Genomic DNA, 18,788 nt, shown 5'->3' on the forward strand with positions numbered 1-18,788 from the left:
GAGACGCGCCGAGTCACGACACGGGGTTCGGTCGAGGGCGTCGTTTTTCACCGCTCCGCACGTCGGGTCGGCCGATGCGCGATCTCGACGAGACCGACATGGAGATCCTTCGTATGCTCGCTGCCGACGGACGGCGGTCCTACAGCGACATCGGCGAGGCGATCGACCTCTCGGGACCGGCGGTGTCCGACCGCGTCTCGCGGCTCCGGGAGTCCGGCGTCATCAGACAGTTCACGATCGACGTGGACCGGTCCCTGCTGCGGGCGGGTACGCCGGTGTTGCTCCGCTTCGAACTCCCGCCGGGCGGCGCCGGCGACGTTCGCGAGTCCCTGCGGGCGAGCGAGGCGGTCGAACACGTGTTCACGACCGCCGAGAGCGACGTGGTCGCGTACGCGCGGGTCGCGGACGAGGCCGTCGACGAGTGGGTCGCCGCGGTGGTCGGCGCCGACGCCGTCGACGACTACGCGGTCGAACTCGTCTCCGAGGTCGACTGGAGTCCCAGCGTCAGCGCCACGGAGTTCGCGCTGGAGTGCGCCGAGTGCGGCAACAGCGTCACCAGCGAGGGCGACGCGAGCCGCGTCGGCGGGACGCTGTACCACTTCTGTTGTCCCACCTGCGAGTCGACGTTCGCGGAGCGGTACGAGCGGATGGAGGAGGGCGCGGGCGAGTCCGACTGAGGCCGACCGAGCCGTGCTCGGTCGCGGTTCCGTTACTCCTCGCCGAGGATGCCGCGGTGGGTCATCGCTTCCGGATCGAGCACTTCGTCGGCCTCTTCTTCTGTGAGGTACCCCTTCGCCAAGACGACCTCGCGGACCGTCTTGTCCTCCTTCAGCGCGGTCTTGGCGACTTCGCTGGCCTTGTCGTAGCCGATCGCGGGGTTGAGCGCCGTCGCCAGCGCCATCGACTGCTCGACGCGCGCTTCGGCGTACTCCTCGTTGGCCTCCAGCTTCGCGACGAAGCGCTCGCCGAACACCTCGCTGGCGTTCGCGAGCAGCTCGGCCGACTGGAGGAAGTTGTGCGCCAGCACCGGCTTGTAGAGGTTGAGGTCGATCTGGCCCTCGGCGGCGCCCGCGGAGACGGCGGCGTCGTTGCCGACCACCTGCTTGTGGACCTGGTTCACCGCCTCGGCGACGACGGGGTTGATCTTCCCCGGCATGATCGACGAGCCGGGCTGGTTCTCGGGCTGTTCGATCTCGCCGAGGCCGTTGCGCGGGCCCGACGCCAGCAGCCGGAGGTCGTTCGCGATCTTGTTGAGGCTCCCGGCGACGGTGCGGAGGGCGCCGTGTGCCTCCGACATGGCGTCGTGGGCGGCCTGCGCCTCGAAGTGGTTGTCGGCCTCGCGGAACTGCGTGTTCGTCTCCTCGGAGATGTACTCGGCGGCGAGTTCGGGGAACTCCGGGTCCGTGTTGAGCCCGGTTCCGACGGCGGTACCCCCGAGCGCCAGCTCGCGGAGGTGATACCGGGTGTCGCCGACGCGCTTGATCCCCTTCTGCACCTGGGCGCGGTAGCCGCCGAACTCCTGGCCCAGGCGGACGGGCGTCGCGTCCTGCAAGTGCGTCCGGCCGGTCTTGACGACGCCGTCGAACTCGACCTCCTTCTCCTCTACGGCGGCGTGAAGCTCCTCAAGCGCGGGGAGGAGGTCTTTCTCGACGGCCTCCAGCGCGGCGACGTGCATCGCCGTCGGGATCACGTCGTTGCTCGACTGCCCGAAGTTGACGTGGTCGTTCGGGTGGATGACGCGGTCGCCGATCTCTGCGCCCGAGATCTCGGCCGCGCGGTTGGCGATGACCTCGTTGGCGTTCATGTTCGAGGACGTGCCCGACCCCGTCTGGAACACGTCGACCGGGAACTGGTCGTCGTGCTCGCCGGCGATGACCTCGTCTGCCGCCTCGACGATCGCCGCGGCGATGTCCTCTTCCAGATGGCCTAGGTCGCGGTTGGCCTGCGCGGCCGACTTCTTCACGACGCCCAGCGCGCGGACGAACCGCCGTCCGAACGTCACGCCGCTGATGGGGAAGTTCTCGACCGCCCGTTGGGTCTGTGCGCCCCAGTAGGCGTCCGCGGGAACATGCATCTCGCCGAGGCTGTCGGACTCGACACGGAACTCCTCGTCCTCGTTGGTGTCCTCGCTCATACGCGACGCCTCGGGGGGAACGGTCGTAAAAGCCACCGATACCCCGCCGTCGCCGATGCGTGTTTCACCCTGCGGCCCCTGGATCGACTATGTCAACCTATCGACGACGCGTCCGCGTGGCGGCACCGTTCGACGAGGTGTGGACGTTCCACGCCGAGATCGCCGGTCTCGAGGCACTGACTCCCGAGTTCATGAATCTCCGCGTCGAGGGCGTCGTCGGTCCCGACGGCGAATCGGATCCCGAAACGCTCGCCGCGGGCACCGAGATCGAGATGAGCGCGCGGCCGTTCGGCGTCGGCCCCCGCCAGTCGTGGATCTCCCGCATCGACGAACGGGAGGAGGACCTCGACGCCGGCCGCGCACGGTTCGTCGACACCATGGAGGGCGGCCCGTTCCCGATGTGGCGTCACACCCACCGGTTCTACGAGCGCGGCGACTCGACGGTCGTCGACGACGAGGTCCAGTACGAACTTCCGGGCGGCGCCCTCGGACGGACGGCGTCGCCGCTCGGCTGGATCGGCTTCGAGCCGATGTTTCGGTATCGACACCGAGAGACGCGCGAGCTGTTGGAGTAGCGGTCGCTCCGGGCGGGTCAACGCGATTGCGAACCGGACCGCCGTTATGCGCCCCGAGCGCGAGCCGTCGTGATCACGCCGGCGAGCACGACGCTCCCGCCGACGAGCGTCACGAGCGAAGGGAACTCCGCGAGCAGCACCATCGCGAGGATCGTGCTACCGACGGGCTCGCCGAGCAACGAGACCGAGACGACGCTGGACTCGACGTGTGCGAGCGCCCAGTTGATCACCGTGTGGCCGAACACGCCGGGTCCGGCGGCCATCGCGAGGAAGAGTATCCACTCGTCGGTGCCGTAGCCGAACAGCGGGTGGCCGCGAGCGAGCGTCGCCGCCAGCAACGCGAGCGCGCACGTCGCGTACACGACGACGACGTACGGGAGCAGCGGCAGCCGCTGTCGGAGGGACCGACCGAGAAGCACGTACGCGGCGGCCGTCGCCGCGCCCAGCACCGCCAGCGCGTTCCCGTAGAGCGGGTCCGGACCGGTGACCGCCGGTGCGGCCCCCAACAGCGCGTCGCCGACGCTCATCACGGCCATCCCGACGAGCGCGACGGCGATACCGGCGATCGTCCTCGGGCCGACCCGCTCGTCGAGGAGCGCCCACGCGCCGGCGACGACGAACAGCGGTTGGGCCTGCACGAGCGTCACGCTCGCGGCGACGCTCGTCCACCGGAGGCTCTCGAACCACGACGCGAAGTGGACCGCGAGCGCGACCCCCGAAAGCACCGCCAGCAGGAGATCTCGGGTCCCGATCTTCCCGAATGCGGCCCGGTCGCGCGGGCGGGCGAGCGTGATCGGGAGCAACAGCGCGATCGTGAACACGACCCGGTACAGCGCCTTCACGAGGCTCGGGGCACCGCTCCACTCGACGAGGATGGCACTCGTCGAGACGGCGACGACGGCGACGGCGAGGCCAACGATCGGGGGAACGCGCTCCTCCAGCGCGTCGATAGCGGCGAGCGTCGACACACCCGGTGCTACGTGGGTGCGTGGGTAGCGCTTGCGGTTCCGGCCCGGGCGGCCGGAACCGGTCCGCCGCTCGCGGTCGAGTCGGGGGCCCGTCGATGTGGCGAACTGGCGACGCGGAAGTGCGTCCGTCGGCGGCCGGAGGTCCGACGGCAGGGTCCGCGGGCGTCGCGTCGCGCGACCGCTGTACGCCCGCGGGCGGGAAGTCAGGTCACGAGGGTGGTGGTCCCGCCATCACCCAAGAAGGTTCGCGGGGTCGCCCGTTCGTTCATTCGGCAGTGGTAGCGCTACGACTCCCCGGGTGTGTCCGCCTCGTCGATGTAGTCCGGACGGGTCTCGTACTCGATCGGGTCCTCGACCCCGAGTCGCTGAAACGCCTGCAGGCGGAACGCACAGGCGTCGCAGGTGCCGCATGCGGGCGCCTCCTCGCGGTAGCAGCTCCACGTCAGCTCGTAGGGAACGCCGAGTTCGGCGCCGCGAGCGGCGATATCCGTCTTCGAGTCCTCGACGAACGGGACGACAATCCCGATGTCGGTCTCCGGCTTCGTACCCACGTCCACCACCCGCTCGAACGCCTCGAAGAACTCGGGGCGGCAGTCGGGGTAGCCCGAGTAGTCCTCCGAGTGGGCGCCGACGAACACGGCCTCGCAGTCGTTCGCCTCGGCGTACGAGACGGCCATCGAGAGGAGGTTCGCGTTGCGGAACGGCACGTACGAGGAAGGGACCTCGTCGGCGTCGAGGTCGGCGTCCTCGACCTCCATCGACACATCGGTGAGCGAGGACGCGCCGATGCGCGCGAGATGGTCCGTCTCGATGTGGAGGAACTGATCGGCCGGTACGGCCAACGCCTCGCACAGCGCTTCGGCGCACTCCCGCTCCTTCGTCTCGGTGGTTTGGCCGTATGAGGTGTGCAGGAAGTGGAGGTCGTAGCCGCGCTCGCGGGCCTCGTAGGCGGTCGTCGCGGAGTCCATCCCGCCCGAAACGAGGACGACCGCGTCGGGACGATCGGACAGATCCTCGTTCGATGCTGCGGTGTCGGTGGGGTCGTTGGTCGGCATGGGTTCAGACACCGGGGGCGTCGGGGTCGATTCGTCGGTTGTCCTCCGCGGGTTCCCGTTCGGTCACGTCCGAAGGATACCGAGTACAGAAGAAATAGCTGTTCGAGTTGGACGCGACACGGTGTCGGGGAGCGGTCGGAGGCGACGCGGCGACGGTTTTTGTTCGTCCCGGTCGAAGAACGCCTGTGAGGCTTGACGGCGAGGCTGCCGATTCCCCGAGCCGCGTTCCGGTTCGGGTCCGCCACGACGACGGCGAGGTGACGCTTCACGTCGAGCGCGGCGCGAGGCTCCGGGACGCGCTGCTCGCCGCCGACAGCGACACCGACGCGGATCTGGATCTCTCGCCGTACGCGAACGCGACGGAGCGCCTCAACTGCGGCGGGCGCGGGCTCTGTGCCACCTGCGGCGTCCGCGTCATCGACGGCCCCGAGGCGTCCCACTGGCACGACTCCCTCGCCGAACGGTTCGGCTACCCGCGGCTCTCGTGTCAGATCGTCGTCTCGGAGCCGATGACGGTCGAACTCCTCACGGAGAAACGGGTGTGGGGCGGCCGCGAGTAGCGCTCGCTTCGCGGGCTGTGACTCGTCTCTTCAGATCGTGTTACGCAGGAGTTCACACGGCTCGCTCACTTCGTTCGCTCGCGACGTGCCGCGAGAAATCCGGGTTCCCCGATTTGAACGGGGGGCAAGCCGATCTACAGTCGGCTGCTCTACCAGGCTGAGCTAAACCCGGATACATCAACAGATACCCGCCGATTCGGACTTAAGGGTTCTCATTCGCCCCCGCCCGGTCACGTCGATTCGCGGTTCCGTCGCGGGGTTTATCGCCCGCGGCGAACACCGCGCGGACATGGCCGACGACGAGAGCAGACAGGCGACGTTCGGCGCCGGCGGCGAACTCTCCGAGCGCGACCCGGACGCCGACGGTGCGAACGACTTCGGCGAGCCGAAGGGAGCCGACGAGACCGACGGCGGGTACAACCGGTATGCGGTGTCGAGTCTGCTTCAGAAGGCGGTTCGCCGCTCGGACGAGGAGGTCGCCGCGTGGGCCGCCTGGGAACTCGCGCGCTCGGGGTTCGCGTGGAACCTCTGGGATCGGCTCCACCTGTACGTCGTCGAGGACCTCCGGGCCGGCCAGGCAGTCGCGCTGCTCGTCGAGCGCTACGAGCAACTCGCGACCGAGCGCTGGGAGCCCGGCGAGTGGCGCGGCCGGATCTGTGCGGTCCACGCCGCCCTCGCGTGCGCCCGGGCGACCTCCTCGCGGGAGTCGCCGAACGCCGACGAGTTCTTCCGCAACGCCGCGGAGGCGAGAGCGGAGGCCCGCGACCGCGGTGAGGAGCCGCAGATCGACTTCCCGGTCGGCGAGTTCGAGCCCGGCAGCGAGTACGACGTCGCCTTCGACAAACACACCGGCGAGGGCAGCCGCTTGGGCCGCGGCGGCGAGTTCTTCAAAACCCACGGCGCCCGGGTCGGTCCGGAGGGCGAGGACGAACTGAGCGCCCGCTGGCAGCGGCTGAACATGGCGCTCCACGAGGCTGAGTTCTCCGAGGAGCAGATCGAGCACGCCCTTGACCCGGTGGACCCAGACGGGAAATGGGAGGAACCGTCGTTCGACACGGAGAACTGACCGCGCCGGGTTCCCGTCGGTGACGGGTCGGCTACTCGACGGTGCGCTCGTGGACGCGGACGCCCTTCTCCGCGAGGTGGTTCATCTGCCGCTGGGCGAAGTCCTCCTCGCTGGTCCCGCGCGTGGCGAGCACGTACACCAACGCGGAGCCGGTGGGGCGCATCGTCCGGCCGGCGCGTTGGGCGCCCTGGCGGCGGCTTCCGCCGAGCCCGGACGCGACGATCGCGAGCCCGACGTTCGGCAGGTCGATCCCCTCGTCGGCGATCCGCGAGACGACGAGGGTGTCGCGCTCGCCCTGCCGGAACTCCTCGAACAGGCGCTGCCGGACGTGATGGCGCGTTTCCCCGGAGACGAACGGGACGCCAAGCGCCGCCGCGAGCGCCTCGCCTTGGTCGAGGTAGTCGACGAACACGAGTGCCCTCGCGTCGCCGTGGCGCTCGCGGAGGCGACGCACCTCCTCGATCTTCGCTGGGTTGCGGGCGGCGGCCATGTGTCGCTCGCGGCCGTCCGCGCTGGCCCACTCGTTTTGCGCCTCGTCGTCGCGCCAGGGAACGTACCGGATCTCCACCTCGGGCTCCTGCACGAACCCGGCGTCGAACAGCGCGCCCCAGTCGGTGCCGATCGGCGGGCCGATCAGCGTGAATATCTCCTCCTCGTTGTCGTCCTCCCGTATCGGGGTCGCCGACAGTCCGAGACGGTGTTTGCTCTGGAGATCGGCGGCCCGACGGAATATCGGCGCGGGAATGTGGTGTGCTTCGTCCGTGATCACGAGCCCCCACTCGCGGGAGTCGAACAGCGACCGGTGGCGGTCCATCCCCGCGGTCTGGTACGTCGCGATCGTCACCGGGGCGATCTCCTTCTCGCCGCCGTGGTACTCGCCGATCTGTGATTCGTCGAGGTCGGTGTGTTCCAGCAGTTCGGCGCGCCACTGGCCCGCGAGTTCCCGCGAGGGGACGAGGATCAGCGTCTCGCCGCCGACCGCCTCCAAGACGCCGAGCGCGGCGACGGTCTTGCCCGACCCGGGCGGCGAGACGAACACCCCCGCCCGCTGCTCGATGAACCGGTCGACCCAGTCCGTCTGGTACGCCCGAAGCTCCGTCTCCAGCGTCACGTCGAGCGGCTCCCCGGACTCCAGGTCGCGCTCGTCGATCACGGGGTAGCCCGCCTCGTACAGCACGCGCTTCACGTGGCCGATCTCCTCGTCGTTCACCCACGACTCGGTGTCCGAGAGGTCCGCCTGCAACGCCGCCCCGTCGAGCTTCTGTCGGGCGACGTTGCCCATCAGCTCCTCTCGGTCGGCCTCCAGCACCACGTAGCCGTCCTCGTGGGTCCGCAGGCGGAACTGGCGGGCGCGCTTCCACTGGTTCTCGGCCCACTCCTCCAGGTGCGGCGAGCGGCGCGGCAGCACCGACCGCATCCGCGCGAGCAACCCCGAGAACTCCTCGAACGGCGCGGCCCAGATGTCCTCCTGGCGGATCTCGTAGAGGTAGCCGCGGGTTCCCGGCTCCGTCCCCGTGGAGTCGACGAGGTGCGCGAAGTCGGCGAGCATCGCACGAGTGTACTGCGTCGGCTGATCGACCACGATCTGGCGCCGCGTGGGGAACATGACCACCCGTTCGCGCTCGGCGAGGTCGCCCCACGAGGTCGGGTAGTACACCACCGGGTCCGACTCCACGTCGACGCGCTCGACGGTACCCTCCTCCGCGAGCGCGTCGAGATGATCGCGCGCCTCCGCCTGCGTTCGGTCGGTTTCGCGGGCGACCTGTGTGGCTGTGAGCACCGGTCGCTGGGCCGCCTCGACGGCGTCGTAGAAGCGATCGATAGTGAGGTCGGCGGCGGTCTCGTCGGAAGCACTCTCGTCGAAAGCATGCTCTCCGGGAGCGGCCTCGTTGTCGTCGCTAGTGGCGACGCGGTCGTCGACGATGTCGCCGTCCGTACCGGTGCTACCGCCGTCACCGCTTACGGGCGACTCGTCGCCGTCGTCAGTCATCACTCGCGGTACGTCGCCGGCCCCTAAAGGGACCGCGCTCGGCGACCGGCTCGGGAGGGGAGCCGAAAAGTGGGTGCTCCCCGCGGTCAGCGCGCGTCGCAGGGAAGCTCACACAGCTCGCGCTTCGAGCGGAAGCGCGCGCCGCACTCGACACACTCGACGTACCCGTCGCCGGCGGCGGTGCGGACGCGGTGGCCCCCGACCGCGAACGGGCGGGTGACGACACGCGGGCGGATCCGACCGGGGATCTGTCGCTCCTTGTGTTCGGAGAGGTCCGCGCGCAGCTGGATCGTGTTGACGTCGGCCTCGTCCCAGCGGTCGGACGCCGTCGCGGCCTCCCAGTCGGCGATCGTCGTCCAGCCGGTGACCAGCACGGGAGAGGGCGTGTCCGTGTCGCCGATGACGATCACGAACCTGACGCCGTCGCGGACGAGCGCGAACCGCCAGCCGTCCGTGGAGTTCCAGCGGAGCTGGCCGTTCTGGATGGCGTCGCCGGCGACGGGAAGGGTTATGTAGCGACCCTGCTGGCGCAGCCGATGTCGAAAGTGGTCCGTCTGCGCATACTGTCCGGGGTCGCGTTCGGGCGGAGCCGAGACGTCACGCGCCCGGTCAGGGGTGTCGGGCGTGCGGGTTCGTGCCCGGGTGTTCGTGGACGAGCCGCCGCGACCGGTGTGCGCCGACGCCGCGCGGGCGTCGGCGGCGCCCTGTCGGGAAGCCACTGTGTCGGGGACTGTGCGCTCCGGGTATATACCTATTTCCCCGATAACGCGGCGTTCGGACGCCGGTCTCGGCACGGACGGATCGGTCTGTGGTCGCGACTCGTGAGAACGGGAACCGGTGGGGTGGCGGCGTTAGCCGAGGAGGCCGAGCGCCTCGATGCGGTCGACGATCTCCTCGACCGCCTCCTCGGCGTCGTCGGTGCGCTTGCCGCCGGTGATGACGATCTTCCCCGAGCCGAACAGGAGGATCACCACGTCCGGCTCGTCCATCCGGTAGACGAGGCCGGGGAACTGCTCGGGCTCGTACTCGACGTCCTCGAGCCCGAGGCCGATCGCGAGGGCGTTGAGGTTGAGCTGGTGGCCCAGGTCGGCCGACGAGACGATGTTCTGGACGGTGATGTCCGGGTCCTCCTCGACCGGGATCTTCAGCCCGCGGAGCTTCTCGAAGATGATCCCGAGGGCCTCGTGCACGTCGTCGATGCTCTTGGCGCCCGTACAGACGATCTTCCCGGACCGGAAGATCAGCGCGGCCGCCTTCGGCTCCTGCGTTCGGTACACCAGCCCGGGGAAGTTGTCCGGGTTGAAATCCGCGCCCGGAAGGTCCTCGGCTAGGGCTTCGAGGTCGAGCTCCTGCCCGATCCCCGTCGATGCTACAACGTTTTGAATCTCGATGGATTCTGCCGGGTCCGTCATGCGTCGTCGTTCCTCTGGATTCCTTTATAAACCGTGGGGTTATAAAGCCGGGTGTCTCTGCGGTCGCCGCCTTCCGGTCAGTAGTCGCTCGGAGGGTCGTTCGCCGAGTTGCCCGCGCCGCCACGTTCGACGAGCGCCTGTCGGACCGCCGATACCCCACAGCCCGCGAGCGATGCGGCGAACGCCGGGGACAGATCGAATCGCTCGCAGGCGACGGCGGCGTTCTGTACGGCCGCGACCGGTCGGTCCGGATCGCGCTCGCGGCTCATCGCTCGCGTCCGGCGGGAGGTTCGACGACGTGTGACATCAGTTCCGATGTCGTTCCCGTAAATTTATGTCTGGTGCGTGTGCCGTAGACGGTAGTATGTCCGGCGAGGTGACCGAGCGGTCCGTCGGCGCTATCCACGCCGACGAGGCGTCGGTCGCGAGCGCGGTCGCCGCCGTCGGCGGCGTTCACGTCGCGCTCCTCGCCGACCGCTCGGTCGACGGGTGGCACCGCGCAGTCGAGGCGGCGGGGCCGTCCTCGCCCGGACGATCGTCGCTTATCAGCGTCGACGAGACGGTCCGCGGCGGTGCAGTCTCCGCCTCGCCGGCGTCCGGCGGGCAACCCGTCGGCGACGGAGTCACCGTCGCCACCGTCGAGGCACCCCTCTTTGAGCCGAGCCAGTATCTCGAGACGGTGCTGGCCGACCTCGGCGACGACCTCGGCGACGACGGAACGGTCGTCGTCGACGACGTCGGCGCGCTCGTCCCCGCCGACGCCGACGTCGACTCGATCGTCCCGGGTCTCGTCGAGGCGGCCGCGGCGTCCGGGTTGGAGTTTCACACGTCGGTCACGACCAACGACGACGCCGTGCTCTCGGCACTGTCCCGCCGGGTTCCGGCCGACGACGACGCCGAGCGGCCGCTCACGGAGCGGCTGATCGCGCACCTTCGGCGCAGCGACCCGACCAACTTCGGATACCTCCGGCACCACTGGCGCGAGGCGCGCCGGGGACTGACCGCCGTGGAGATGAGCTACCCGCAGTCGAAACAGATCCACGCGAGCATCCCCGACCCGGAGACGACGCCCCGAACGCTCGGGGCGGCGCTGCAGGCGCTCGTCACGCTCGGCGCGCTCGACGTGTGGGGCGACACCGTCGCGGCCAATCGGTACGACCTCACCCGGTACGACCCGGCCCGCGTCGACACGATCGGATCGATTCTCACGAGGTCCGCCGAATCGCCAGCCGGCTGACCCGGCTCGCGACCGCACACCGGCGAGTTCCGTCGAGTCACTCCCCAGGCGGGGCGAGCGAGTGATCGATGACGTCGCCGCCGGGACGCATCGTCACCGTGCCCAGCGTCACCGTCTCTCCCTCCGCGGTCGTCCGTGCGACCGCGCGAAGCGTCTCCGGTCGGTCGAGTCGGTCCCAGGTAGCCACCTCGATCAGCCGCTGGAACTCGTCGGGGTCGCGCCACCCGGAGTCGATGTCGGAGGGGACGTGGACGACGAACCGGAACTCGTCGCTGGTCACGTGGATGCCGACGCCGAAGGTGTCGCCCTCGTCGTCGGCGGACTCCGCGGTTTCGGGGGCGGTCGGGTCGGCGTCGCCGGCGCCGTCGTCGCTCATCCATCCGTAGTTCTCGGCGGGGCCGCAAGAGTCCGTCGGGTGGGCTGGGACGCGTCCGAACGGCGAGGCGTCTGCAGCGACGGCGGCGACGCGTCCGAAGCTACATACCCGCTCGCGACCGACGCCGGAGTATGGCGATCGAAGTCGAGTGTCGGCTGTTCGGCCCCTTCCGCGAGGACGCCGGCGTCGAGGCGGTCGTCCGTGAGACGGACGCTGCCACCGTCGGCGACCTCCTCCGGGAGGTCGAGCGGAGCTACCCGGAACTCGGAGGACGGCTGGTCGACGAGAGTGGGGAGACGATCGCCGGATCGACGGTGGTGACGAAGGCGAAGAAGGACGTCCGCCACCTCGACGGCGTCGACACCGCGCTCGACGACGGCGACGTGATCCGGCTGGTTCCGTCGGTGTACGGCGGCTGACGCGGACGGTGTCGCCGCGGCGACTCGATCTCGCCGGCGCCGCAGCCGTCCGCGCCGCCTCAGTCGTCGGCGACGGCCTGGACCCCGACGGCGGTGTCCGCGGGCGAGTCGAGCGCGTTCTCCGGAACGGTGCCGTCCGCGTTCCACCCGCGGGCCTCGTAGTACTCCGCGATCGCGGCGTCGAGGTCGGGCACCTCGTCGGCGTACGGAAGGCCGTCGTCCGCGGCGTCCGTCCCGCGCCGGTTGTTGAAGTGGCGCTCGCGGGCGACGACGCGGGCACCGATCTCCAGCAGGCGCTCGTAGTCGGTTTCCAGCAGCGCGGCGAGACGCTCGTCGGTGACGTAGTCGCCGGCGAACGCGCAGACGATACCCGAGTCGCGGACGACGTTTCGGTTCTCCTCGTGGACCAGTCGTTCGGCCTTCCCGAGGGTGCCCTCGGGGTCGAGTTCGCCCGAGTATTCCAACCCGAGCATCCCCCCGTACATGTGGTCGGCGCCGCGGTTCGCGACGGCGTACGAGAGTCCCTGTCCGTGGAGGACGCGGCCGTCGTGGGCGGCGAACTCCATCCCCTTCACCGTGTAGTCGGCCACGCCCAACTCCTCGTGGGCTCGGTGGACGCCCTCCGCCAGGAGGTCGCCGCGGTCGGTCTCGCGGGTCGCGATCTCCCGCAGCACCTCCCGCGCCAACTCGGCGTCCCCGAACGCCTCCTCGCTCTTGAGGTAGGCGGCGACCGTGACGCCCGCGGAGATGGTGTCCATCCCGAGTTCGTCACACAGCTCGTTGGCCTCCATCACGTCGACGATGTCGCCGACGCCCTGACACGAGCCGAACGCGTAGACGGTCTCGAACTCCGGCCCCTCGGTCTCGACGCCGCGCTCCTCGTCGCGGGTCGGAAGCTTACACGCGTACGCACACTGCGAGCAGGCGCCCTTCCTGTACTTCTTCTCCTCGACGGCGTTCCCGCCGATGCCCGCCGCGGACTCGAACTCGTACTCGTCGAAGTAGCGCGTCGGGAGCGCGAAGTTGTCGTTGATGAACTCCGTCCCCCCGGTCGTCCCCTGGCGCTTCATCCGGTCGTCCGAGGTCGCGGCCTCCCGGTGAACGTCCATCGCGGGCGGATCCGACACCTCGATGTCGGGGCGGGCGTTGCCGTCGCCGGCGAACGTCACGCACTTGACGTTCTTGCTCCCGAGGACGGCGCCGAGGCCGCCGCGACCGAACGCCCGGGAGTCGAACGTCATCACCGAGGCGAACCGCACGAGGTTCTCGCCGGCCGGCCCGATCGTGATGCAGTGCTCGGGGCCGAGGTCGTGCTCGTCGGCCATGTACTCGGACACTGCCGAGACCGCAGCGCCCGCCAACTCGGGCACGCTCTCGAAGGAGACGCCGTCGTCGCGGACGTGGACCGCGAGCGGCTCGTCGCTCGCGCCGACGAACTCGACGACCGAGTAGCCCGTGTCCGCGACGTTGCGCGAGAGGTAGCCGCCGGCGTTCGTCGACGCGAGCCCGTCCGTCAGCGGCGACAGCCCCGTCATGTTCATGCGGCCGGTGAAGCTCATCCGGCTCAGTTGGAGCGGTCCCGTCGAGAGGTACGCGCGGTTCTCGGGGCCGAACGGGTCGGCGTCGGCGGGGATACGCTCGTGTGCCAGCGCCGTCGCGGCCGCGCGGCCGCCGATGAACTCCGAGAGCGTCCCCGAGATGTCCGTCTCCTCGACAGCGCGCTCGGTTACGTCGACCGTCAAAAGCGGTCCCTTCGCGGTGAGCATACGACCCGGTTTCGGCGCTCGGAACAAAACGGTACCTCCGCCGGCGGAACGAGCGGCGCCTCAGACGGTGTCGTCGGGGTCGTGGGTGTCCGCCATTCGATCGGCCTCCGCGGCGTAGCGCTCGCGGTCCGCCTCGTCGGTCCGACCGAGATCGTCCGCGGAGACGGTCTGCGACACCGGCGTCTCGCGCTCGTCGGTGAAACTCGTCAGCGCGCGCTCCTTGCGGAAGTAGCGCTCGCCCGTCTCGTCGGCGTACACGAGGATGACGATGTTCAGTTCGTCGTCGCCGTACGTCCGCTCGACGAGCCACACGCGAACGGAGTCGCTGTCGCCGGTCTCGCTCGAGTCTACGGTGCTCATACCGGTAGCTAGCATGAGCGTGAGTAAAGCGCCCACGGTGATTCCCGGTCGGCGCGCGCACCCGCGTCCGGTATGGTTGACCGGTACTGCGTCGCGTCGTCGCCCGACACCGAGTCACCGCCGTGGCCCGCGCAGCCCGAAGTTCCCCCACCGGAGCGCCGTACCCGGGGCAGGAAGCCGTCAGTCGTCGGTCGGTGCGACGGTCGCGTCCGAGCGATCCTCGTCCTCGTCGTCGTCGCCGACGGGCACCTCGCCGCGGGGGTCGGCGTCGCGCCAGGTGCCGCGCCGGTACCAGAGGTACGCGATGATCGCGCCGGCGGTGTTCGAGACCGCGAACGCCATCCAGATCCCGGTCGACCCGAACGCGGGCAGCGGGAGGCCGAGGATGTCGGGTCTCGCCAGCCCCAGCGCCACCGGCAGCCGGATGAACCCGAGCATCAGGATGGAGATGGCGGCGGCGGTCATGGTCTTGCCAGCACCCCGGAAGCTGCCGGTGTAGGCGCGCATCACGCCGATGAAGCCGAACGTCGGCGCGACCCAGCGGAGGAAGTCGGCGGTCACGGCGATGACGGCGGGGTCGTCCGTGAACACCGCCGCGATCGGCCGGGCCGTGAGGATCACCACGATCCCGAGACCACCGAGGATCGCCAACATCGTCTTGGCGGCGATCCCGGCGGCCGTCGCCGCACGGTCGGGCTTCTCGGCGCCGATGTTCTGTCCCGTCATCGTCTCGACCCCGCGAGCGACGGCGATCGCCGGGAGGAAGATGACCGAGAACACGCGGACGCCGATCCCGTAGCCGGCGACGACCGTCGTCGGGAACAGCCCGACGATGACGAGCATCAGGTTCACCGACAGCGACCGGCCGGTTCCCTCGATCGAGGCGGGAACGCCGATGCGGACGATCTTCTTCGCGTACGTGAGATTCGGCACCATGTCCGCGGGGGTGATCTGCACGCCGCGCGTGCCCCGGAGCATGATCGCCATGCCGACGACGAACGCTAAGGCCCGAGAGAAGATGGTCGCGTAGGCGGCGCCGGCGACGCCGAGTTCGGGGAAGATCCACCACCCGAAGATGAGGAACGGGTCGATGACGATGTTCACGACGACCGTGAGAAGCATCACCAGCATCGGCGTGATCGTGTCCCCGTAGCCGCGCATCAGCGCGGTGAACACGAAGAACCCGAACATGAACACCAGCCCGGAGGAGATGACCCGCATGTAGTCCGTCGCGAGCGGGAGCACCTCCGGCGACGCGCCGAGCAGGCCGAGCAGATCCCCGACGACGAGGTAGCCGACGCCGCCGAGGACGAGCGAGACGATGATCGCAAAGGAGACCGTCTGAGAGGCGGCGTACTTCGCCTCCTCCTCCTCGTCCGCGCCGATGTGTTGTGCCACCAGCACCGATCCAGCGACGGTGACTCCCATCCCGAGCGAGAACAGGAGAAACACCATCGGGAACGCGAACGAGATGGCCGCCAGCGCCTCGGTGCTGTAGCGACCCAGCCACAGCGTGTCGGCGAGGTTGTACGCCGTCTGCAGGAGGTTGGTGACGACGATCGGCAACGAGAGGTAAAACAGCGGCTTGCCGATGCTCCCGTCGGTGAGGTCGAACTCGTCTCGCCCCTTGAACACAGACGAGAGGCGGTCCGGAACCGTCATCCGGATCCCACCACGTCGTCCGATCCGTCACCCGTGATCGCGTCGCCGTCGCCCGTCGCGGTCGCCTGCTCGTCGGTCGCCTCGACGCTTATAGGAACGGTCGCGTCGTCGACGAGCAGGTCGAGCAGGTCCTCGACGAGGTGCTCGCGCATCGTCACCACGTCGGCGCCGATGGCGGCTGCGCGCGTCCACGTCCCGTGGATATACGTGAGGACGTGTTCGGCGACGGCTTCGGGGTCCGTCCCGTCGTCGTACTGTCCGTCCTCGATCGCCTTCCGCACCAGGTCGGCGACCTCGGTTCGGAGATCGGCGTCGAATCGGCGCAGTATCTCGCGGTAGCCGTCGCGGTACGGCGCCTGCGCTTTGATCTCCATGAACGCCGTATTGAACTGATGTTGGGACCCCTCGTCAACGGGGTCGAGCACCCGGCGAACGAGCGCGACCAACCGCTCGACCGGGGTTCCGTCGGGGTGATCGGCGATCTTCTCGGCGAAGCCGTCGTGGAGGTACGCGAGGAACTCCCGAAAGAGGTCGTCCTTCCCGTCGAAGTGGTAGTGGAGGGCCGCCTTGCTCTTGTCCGTCTCGTCGGCGATGTCCTGCATGGTGAGGTCGGCGTACCCGTGCGTACACAGCGCGCGGTACGTCGCCTCCATGAACGCCGTCTGGGTGTCATGCTCCTGACTCATCGTGTGATCCGGGTGCGGCATGTTGGTCCCGACGGACCGGTCGCCGCGTCTATCTTAACTAACTGGCCAGTCAGTCAAAAATGGTTCGGGTTCGGAGCGGTTCGAGGTACGGTGGCACGCGTCGTCTTCTCGCCCTCTTCCCGTGGATTGGAACCGTCGACATCGCATGTGAGGCGTGGCGCCGGCTATAACTCCGTTCGTGTCGCTGTAGCGGTATGGACGAGCACAGGTTCCTGTTCGTATCCGCCGACGCGGCGTTGATCACCGACCTCGCGTGGCAGGTACACCGCGAAGGCCACGCGGTGAAGTACTACATCGAGGCCGAGAGCGACGCGGAGATCGGCGATGGGTTCGTCCCGAAGACCGACGATTGGCGCGCGGAGGTCGAATGGGCCGATGTCATCATTTTCGACGACATCTGGGTTGGATCGGAGATCGGGACGGGCAAACTCGCTCAGGAACTCCGTGAGCAAGGAAACGCCGTCGTCGGCGGCACGCCGAACACCGATCTCCTCGAAGAAGATCGCGGCTACGCGATGGAGATCCTCGAAGAGCACGGTGTCAACACCGTCGAACACCACATCTTCCACGATTTCGACGCGGGCATCCAGCACGTCCAAGCGAACCCAGCGCCGTACGTGATCAAGCCGCTCGGGGAGGTGCAGAACGTCAAACGACTGCTCTACGTCGGCAACGAGGACGACGGCAGCGACGTGGTCGACGTGCTCCGAGCGTACAAGAAGGCGTGGGGCCACCGAATGAAGGGGTTCCAGCTGCAGCGGAAAGTCGAGGGCGTCGAGATCGCTATCTGCGGGTTCTTCGACGGCAACGGATTCTGTGACCACGTCAACTTCAACTTCGAGCACAAGAAGCTGTTCCCGGGGAACATCGGGCCGTCGACGGGTGAGATGGGCACGTCGATGTTCTGGGCCGGACAGAACAGGTTGTTCGAAGCGACGCTCGGCAAGGTCGAAGAGTGGCTCGCCGATGAGGGTTACGTCGGGAGCATCGACATCAACTGCATCGTCAACGAGACCGGGATCTATCCCCTGGAGTTCACGCCGCGGTTCGGATACCCGACGATCGCCTTGCAGGAGGAGTCCATCGAGTCGTCCACCGGCGAGTTCTTCTACGACCTCGCCCACGGCAACGACCCCGATCCGGCGGTTCACAACGGCTACCAGATCGCCGTTCGGGTCGTCCTCCCGCCGTTCCCGTTCGACGACGAGAAGACGTACGACGAGAACTCCCGGAACGCGGCCGTGGTGTTCGAGACGGACAGCCGCGAGGGGATCCACCTCGAGGACGCGAAGCAGGTCGACGGCCAGTGGCGCGCGGCTGGCGACAACGGCATGCCCATCGTCGTGACCGGCACGGGCGACACGATGCAGGCCGCTCGTAAACAAGCATACGACCGGATCGACGACATCGTGATGCCCAACATGTACTACCGCGACGACATCGGCGAGCGCTGGATCGACGGCGACGGCGACCGGCTGCAGGCGTGGGGATACCTCGGGCCGGCGTAGGCCGTTCCGCGAGTACCGCTCCCGCCGCTGCGGAGGGTCGGTGCCGTCGCGGGGGGTTGGCGCCGCCGCGACTATACCGACGGGCGACGTCACGGCGACGTATGAGCGAGACACCCGACGCGGCGGCCGCGGGGACGTTCGATCTGGACGGCGAGACGACGGTGAACCGGCTCGGATTCGGCGCGATGCGTCTGTGCGGTGACGACATCATCGGCGCCCCCGACGACGAGGAGAACGCCCGCGAGGTCGCCCGCAACGCCGTCGAACTCGGCGTCGACTTCGTCGACACCGCCGATTCCTACGGACCGGGCACCTCCGAGCGCCTGCTTCGGGAGGCCGGGATCGTCGACGAGGCGGTCGTCGCCACGAAAGCGGGGTTGCTCCGGGAGGCCGGCGGTGACTGGCTCCCCCATGGCGACCCCGACTACATCCGCAACCAGGTGCTCGTCAGCAAGGACCGCCTCGGCGTCGAGACGATCGACCTGTACCAGTTCCACCGCCCGGACCCGGACACGCCGTTCGCCGACAGCGTGGCCGCGTTCGCCGAGCTGAAAGACGAGGGCCACGTCAAGCACGTCGGTCTCTCGAACGTCACGGTCGAGCAGTTGGACGAGGCGCGCGAGCACGTCGAGATCGCGACCGTCCAGAACCAGTACAACGTGGCCAACCGGGAGGACGAGGCGGTCCTGGAGGCGTGCGAGGACGCGGAGATCGGCTTCGTCCCGTGGTTCCCGCTCGCCGCCGGCGACCTGGGCGCCGTCGGCGACGCGCTCGATTCGGTCGCCGCGGCACACGACGCGACCCGGAGGCAGGTCGCGCTCGCGTGGCTGCTCGCCCACTCGGACGTGACGATCCCGATCCCGGGCACCTCAAGCGTCGACCACCTGCGGGAGAACGTGGCCGCGGCGTCGCTGTCGCTGTCGGACGAGGAGGTCGCCCGGCTCACCGACGCCGGAGAGTAACTGTCGCGATCGGTCCGATCGGCGGGGTCGA

20 protein-coding genes and 1 tRNA gene are annotated in these 18,788 nt (G+C 68.9%); 8 read left to right on the forward strand and 13 right to left on the reverse strand.

What is annotated here, in order from left to right; all coding sequences use genetic code 11:
- Positions 1-74 precede the first annotated feature (74 nt).
- Positions 75-677, forward strand: coding sequence for a winged helix-turn-helix transcriptional regulator (locus K6T25_RS14280; RefSeq protein ID WP_222915224.1), 603 nt, complete (start codon positions 75-77; stop codon positions 675-677).
- Between the two features lie 32 nt (positions 678-709).
- On the opposite strand, the gene K6T25_RS14285 is transcribed toward K6T25_RS14280, so the two are convergent.
- Entirely contained in the window at positions 710-2,134 is a 1,425-nt protein-coding gene (locus K6T25_RS14285; protein ID WP_222915225.1) for a class II fumarate hydratase, read from the reverse strand.
- Positions 2,135-2,223: 89 nt separating this feature from the next.
- On the opposite strand from K6T25_RS14285, the gene K6T25_RS14290 reads away from it, so the two are divergent.
- A complete protein-coding gene (locus K6T25_RS14290) occupies positions 2,224-2,709 on the forward strand; it encodes an SRPBCC family protein (protein ID WP_222915227.1) in 486 nt (161 codons plus the stop codon).
- A gap of 44 nt (positions 2,710-2,753) precedes the next feature.
- Here K6T25_RS14290 and K6T25_RS14295 read toward each other — a convergent pair whose 3' ends face one another.
- Positions 2,754-3,677: a DMT family transporter gene (locus K6T25_RS14295; RefSeq protein ID WP_225917762.1), complete on the reverse strand. Its 924-nt coding sequence runs from the start codon at positions 3,675-3,677 to the stop codon at positions 2,754-2,756.
- Between the two features lie 284 nt (positions 3,678-3,961).
- Entirely contained in the window at positions 3,962-4,732 is a 771-nt protein-coding gene (queC, locus tag K6T25_RS14300; protein ID WP_222915228.1) for a 7-cyano-7-deazaguanine synthase QueC, read from the reverse strand.
- A 185-nt stretch (positions 4,733-4,917) separates the two neighbouring features.
- On the opposite strand from queC, the gene K6T25_RS14305 reads away from it, so the two are divergent.
- Positions 4,918-5,292, forward strand: coding sequence for a 2Fe-2S iron-sulfur cluster binding domain-containing protein (locus tag K6T25_RS14305; protein WP_222915230.1), 375 nt, complete (start codon positions 4,918-4,920; stop codon positions 5,290-5,292).
- Positions 5,293-5,390: 98 nt separating this feature from the next.
- Here K6T25_RS14305 and K6T25_RS14310 read toward each other — a convergent pair.
- Positions 5,391-5,464, reverse strand: a tRNA-Tyr gene (locus K6T25_RS14310).
- Between the two features lie 117 nt (positions 5,465-5,581).
- Between K6T25_RS14310 and K6T25_RS14315 the strand changes: the two genes are divergently transcribed.
- Positions 5,582-6,358, forward strand: coding sequence for a hypothetical protein (locus tag K6T25_RS14315; RefSeq protein WP_222915231.1), 777 nt, complete (start codon positions 5,582-5,584; stop codon positions 6,356-6,358).
- Between the two features lie 31 nt (positions 6,359-6,389).
- Here the strand turns inward: K6T25_RS14315 and K6T25_RS14320 are convergent, their stop codons facing one another.
- The 4 genes from K6T25_RS14320 to K6T25_RS14335 all read right to left on the reverse strand — a co-directional run bounded on the left by K6T25_RS14320 (position 6,390) and on the right by K6T25_RS14335 (position 10,029).
- Positions 6,390-8,348: a DEAD/DEAH box helicase gene (locus K6T25_RS14320; RefSeq protein ID WP_222915232.1), complete on the reverse strand. Its 1,959-nt coding sequence runs from the start codon at positions 8,346-8,348 to the stop codon at positions 6,390-6,392.
- An 86-nt stretch (positions 8,349-8,434) separates the two neighbouring features.
- Complete coding sequence (locus K6T25_RS14325; RefSeq protein ID WP_225917763.1) at positions 8,435-9,067, reverse strand: hypothetical protein; 633 nt, start codon at positions 9,065-9,067, stop codon at positions 8,435-8,437.
- A gap of 132 nt (positions 9,068-9,199) precedes the next feature.
- Entirely contained in the window at positions 9,200-9,760 is a 561-nt protein-coding gene (locus tag K6T25_RS14330) for a TATA-box-binding protein (RefSeq protein WP_222915234.1), read from the reverse strand.
- 77 nt (positions 9,761-9,837) lie between these two features.
- Complete coding sequence (locus K6T25_RS14335; RefSeq protein ID WP_222915236.1) at positions 9,838-10,029, reverse strand: hypothetical protein; 192 nt, start codon at positions 10,027-10,029, stop codon at positions 9,838-9,840.
- Positions 10,030-10,124: 95 nt separating this feature from the next.
- Between K6T25_RS14335 and K6T25_RS14340 the strand changes: the two genes are divergently transcribed.
- Complete coding sequence (locus K6T25_RS14340; RefSeq protein WP_222915237.1) at positions 10,125-10,997, forward strand: hypothetical protein; 873 nt, start codon at positions 10,125-10,127, stop codon at positions 10,995-10,997.
- Positions 10,998-11,034: 37 nt separating this feature from the next.
- On the opposite strand, the gene K6T25_RS14345 is transcribed toward K6T25_RS14340, so the two are convergent.
- Positions 11,035-11,373 (reverse strand): DUF8124 family protein, encoded by a 339-nt coding sequence (locus K6T25_RS14345; protein ID WP_222915239.1) that lies wholly within the window; start codon positions 11,371-11,373, stop codon positions 11,035-11,037.
- Between the two features lie 137 nt (positions 11,374-11,510).
- Between K6T25_RS14345 and K6T25_RS14350 the strand changes: the two genes are divergently transcribed.
- Complete coding sequence (locus K6T25_RS14350) at positions 11,511-11,792, forward strand: MoaD/ThiS family protein (protein ID WP_222918078.1); 282 nt, start codon at positions 11,511-11,513, stop codon at positions 11,790-11,792.
- Positions 11,793-11,851: 59 nt separating this feature from the next.
- Here the strand turns inward: K6T25_RS14350 and K6T25_RS14355 are convergent, their stop codons facing one another.
- The 4 genes from K6T25_RS14355 to K6T25_RS14370 form a co-directional block, all read right to left on the reverse strand.
- Positions 11,852-13,558, reverse strand: a complete 1,707-nt coding sequence (locus K6T25_RS14355; protein ID WP_222915240.1) for an aldehyde ferredoxin oxidoreductase C-terminal domain-containing protein — start codon at positions 13,556-13,558, stop codon at positions 11,852-11,854.
- Between the two features lie 60 nt (positions 13,559-13,618).
- Positions 13,619-13,918, reverse strand: a complete 300-nt coding sequence (locus K6T25_RS14360) for a DUF7967 family protein (RefSeq protein ID WP_222915242.1) — start codon at positions 13,916-13,918, stop codon at positions 13,619-13,621.
- 180 nt (positions 13,919-14,098) lie between these two features.
- Positions 14,099-15,580 carry an MATE family efflux transporter gene (locus K6T25_RS14365; protein WP_222915243.1) on the reverse strand — a complete coding sequence of 494 codons (1,482 nt, stop codon included), beginning with the start codon at positions 15,578-15,580 and terminating at the stop codon, positions 14,099-14,101.
- Positions 15,577-16,287 (reverse strand): TetR/AcrR family transcriptional regulator, encoded by a 711-nt coding sequence (locus K6T25_RS14370; RefSeq protein WP_222915245.1) that lies wholly within the window; start codon positions 16,285-16,287, stop codon positions 15,577-15,579. Before K6T25_RS14370 ends, K6T25_RS14365 begins: the two co-directional genes overlap by 4 nt.
- Before the next feature lie 194 nt (positions 16,288-16,481).
- Here K6T25_RS14370 and K6T25_RS14375 point away from each other — a divergent pair, with 194 nt between their 5' ends.
- Together K6T25_RS14375 and K6T25_RS14380 are read left to right on the forward strand one after the other, a co-directional pair.
- On the forward strand, positions 16,482-17,795 hold the full coding sequence (locus K6T25_RS14375; RefSeq protein WP_222915246.1) for a phosphoribosylglycinamide synthetase C domain-containing protein: 1,314 nt from the start codon (positions 16,482-16,484) through the stop codon (positions 17,793-17,795).
- 101 nt (positions 17,796-17,896) lie between these two features.
- Positions 17,897-18,757, forward strand: a complete 861-nt coding sequence (locus K6T25_RS14380; protein WP_222915247.1) for an aldo/keto reductase — start codon at positions 17,897-17,899, stop codon at positions 18,755-18,757.
- The last annotated feature ends 31 nt before the right edge of the window (positions 18,758-18,788 follow it).

This window comes from Halobaculum rubrum (assembly GCF_019880225.1).
Lineage (GTDB): Archaea > Halobacteriota > Halobacteria > Halobacteriales > Haloferacaceae > Halobaculum > Halobaculum rubrum.

What these genes read in the sequence shown, in the direction of transcription:
- K6T25_RS14355 (WP_222915240.1), bottom strand. Translation starts at nt 13,558, where the DNA reads ATGCTCACCGCGAAGGGACCGCTTTTGACGGTCGACGTAACCGAGCGC.
- K6T25_RS14320 (WP_222915232.1), bottom strand. Translation starts at nt 8,348, where the DNA reads ATGACTGACGACGGCGACGAGTCGCCCGTAAGCGGTGACGGCGGTAGC.
- K6T25_RS14290 (WP_222915227.1), top strand. Translation starts at nt 2,224, where the DNA reads ATGTCAACCTATCGACGACGCGTCCGCGTGGCGGCACCGTTCGACGAG.
- K6T25_RS14330 (WP_222915234.1), bottom strand. Translation starts at nt 9,760, where the DNA reads ATGACGGACCCGGCAGAATCCATCGAGATTCAAAACGTTGTAGCATCG.
- K6T25_RS14340 (WP_222915237.1), top strand. Translation starts at nt 10,125, where the DNA reads ATGTCCGGCGAGGTGACCGAGCGGTCCGTCGGCGCTATCCACGCCGAC.
- K6T25_RS14315 (WP_222915231.1), top strand. Translation starts at nt 5,582, where the DNA reads ATGGCCGACGACGAGAGCAGACAGGCGACGTTCGGCGCCGGCGGCGAA.
- K6T25_RS14280 (WP_222915224.1), top strand. Translation starts at nt 75, where the DNA reads ATGCGCGATCTCGACGAGACCGACATGGAGATCCTTCGTATGCTCGCT.
- K6T25_RS14375 (WP_222915246.1), top strand. Translation starts at nt 16,482, where the DNA reads ATGGACGAGCACAGGTTCCTGTTCGTATCCGCCGACGCGGCGTTGATC.
- K6T25_RS14380 (WP_222915247.1), top strand. Translation starts at nt 17,897, where the DNA reads ATGAGCGAGACACCCGACGCGGCGGCCGCGGGGACGTTCGATCTGGAC.
- K6T25_RS14285 (WP_222915225.1), bottom strand. Translation starts at nt 2,134, where the DNA reads ATGAGCGAGGACACCAACGAGGACGAGGAGTTCCGTGTCGAGTCCGAC.
- K6T25_RS14335 (WP_222915236.1), bottom strand. Translation starts at nt 10,029, where the DNA reads ATGAGCCGCGAGCGCGATCCGGACCGACCGGTCGCGGCCGTACAGAAC.
- K6T25_RS14360 (WP_222915242.1), bottom strand. Translation starts at nt 13,918, where the DNA reads ATGAGCACCGTAGACTCGAGCGAGACCGGCGACAGCGACTCCGTTCGC.
- K6T25_RS14370 (WP_222915245.1), bottom strand. Translation starts at nt 16,287, where the DNA reads ATGCCGCACCCGGATCACACGATGAGTCAGGAGCATGACACCCAGACG.
- K6T25_RS14345 (WP_222915239.1), bottom strand. Translation starts at nt 11,373, where the DNA reads ATGAGCGACGACGGCGCCGGCGACGCCGACCCGACCGCCCCCGAAACC.
- K6T25_RS14365 (WP_222915243.1), bottom strand. Translation starts at nt 15,580, where the DNA reads ATGACGGTTCCGGACCGCCTCTCGTCTGTGTTCAAGGGGCGAGACGAG.
- queC (WP_222915228.1), bottom strand. Translation starts at nt 4,732, where the DNA reads ATGCCGACCAACGACCCCACCGACACCGCAGCATCGAACGAGGATCTG.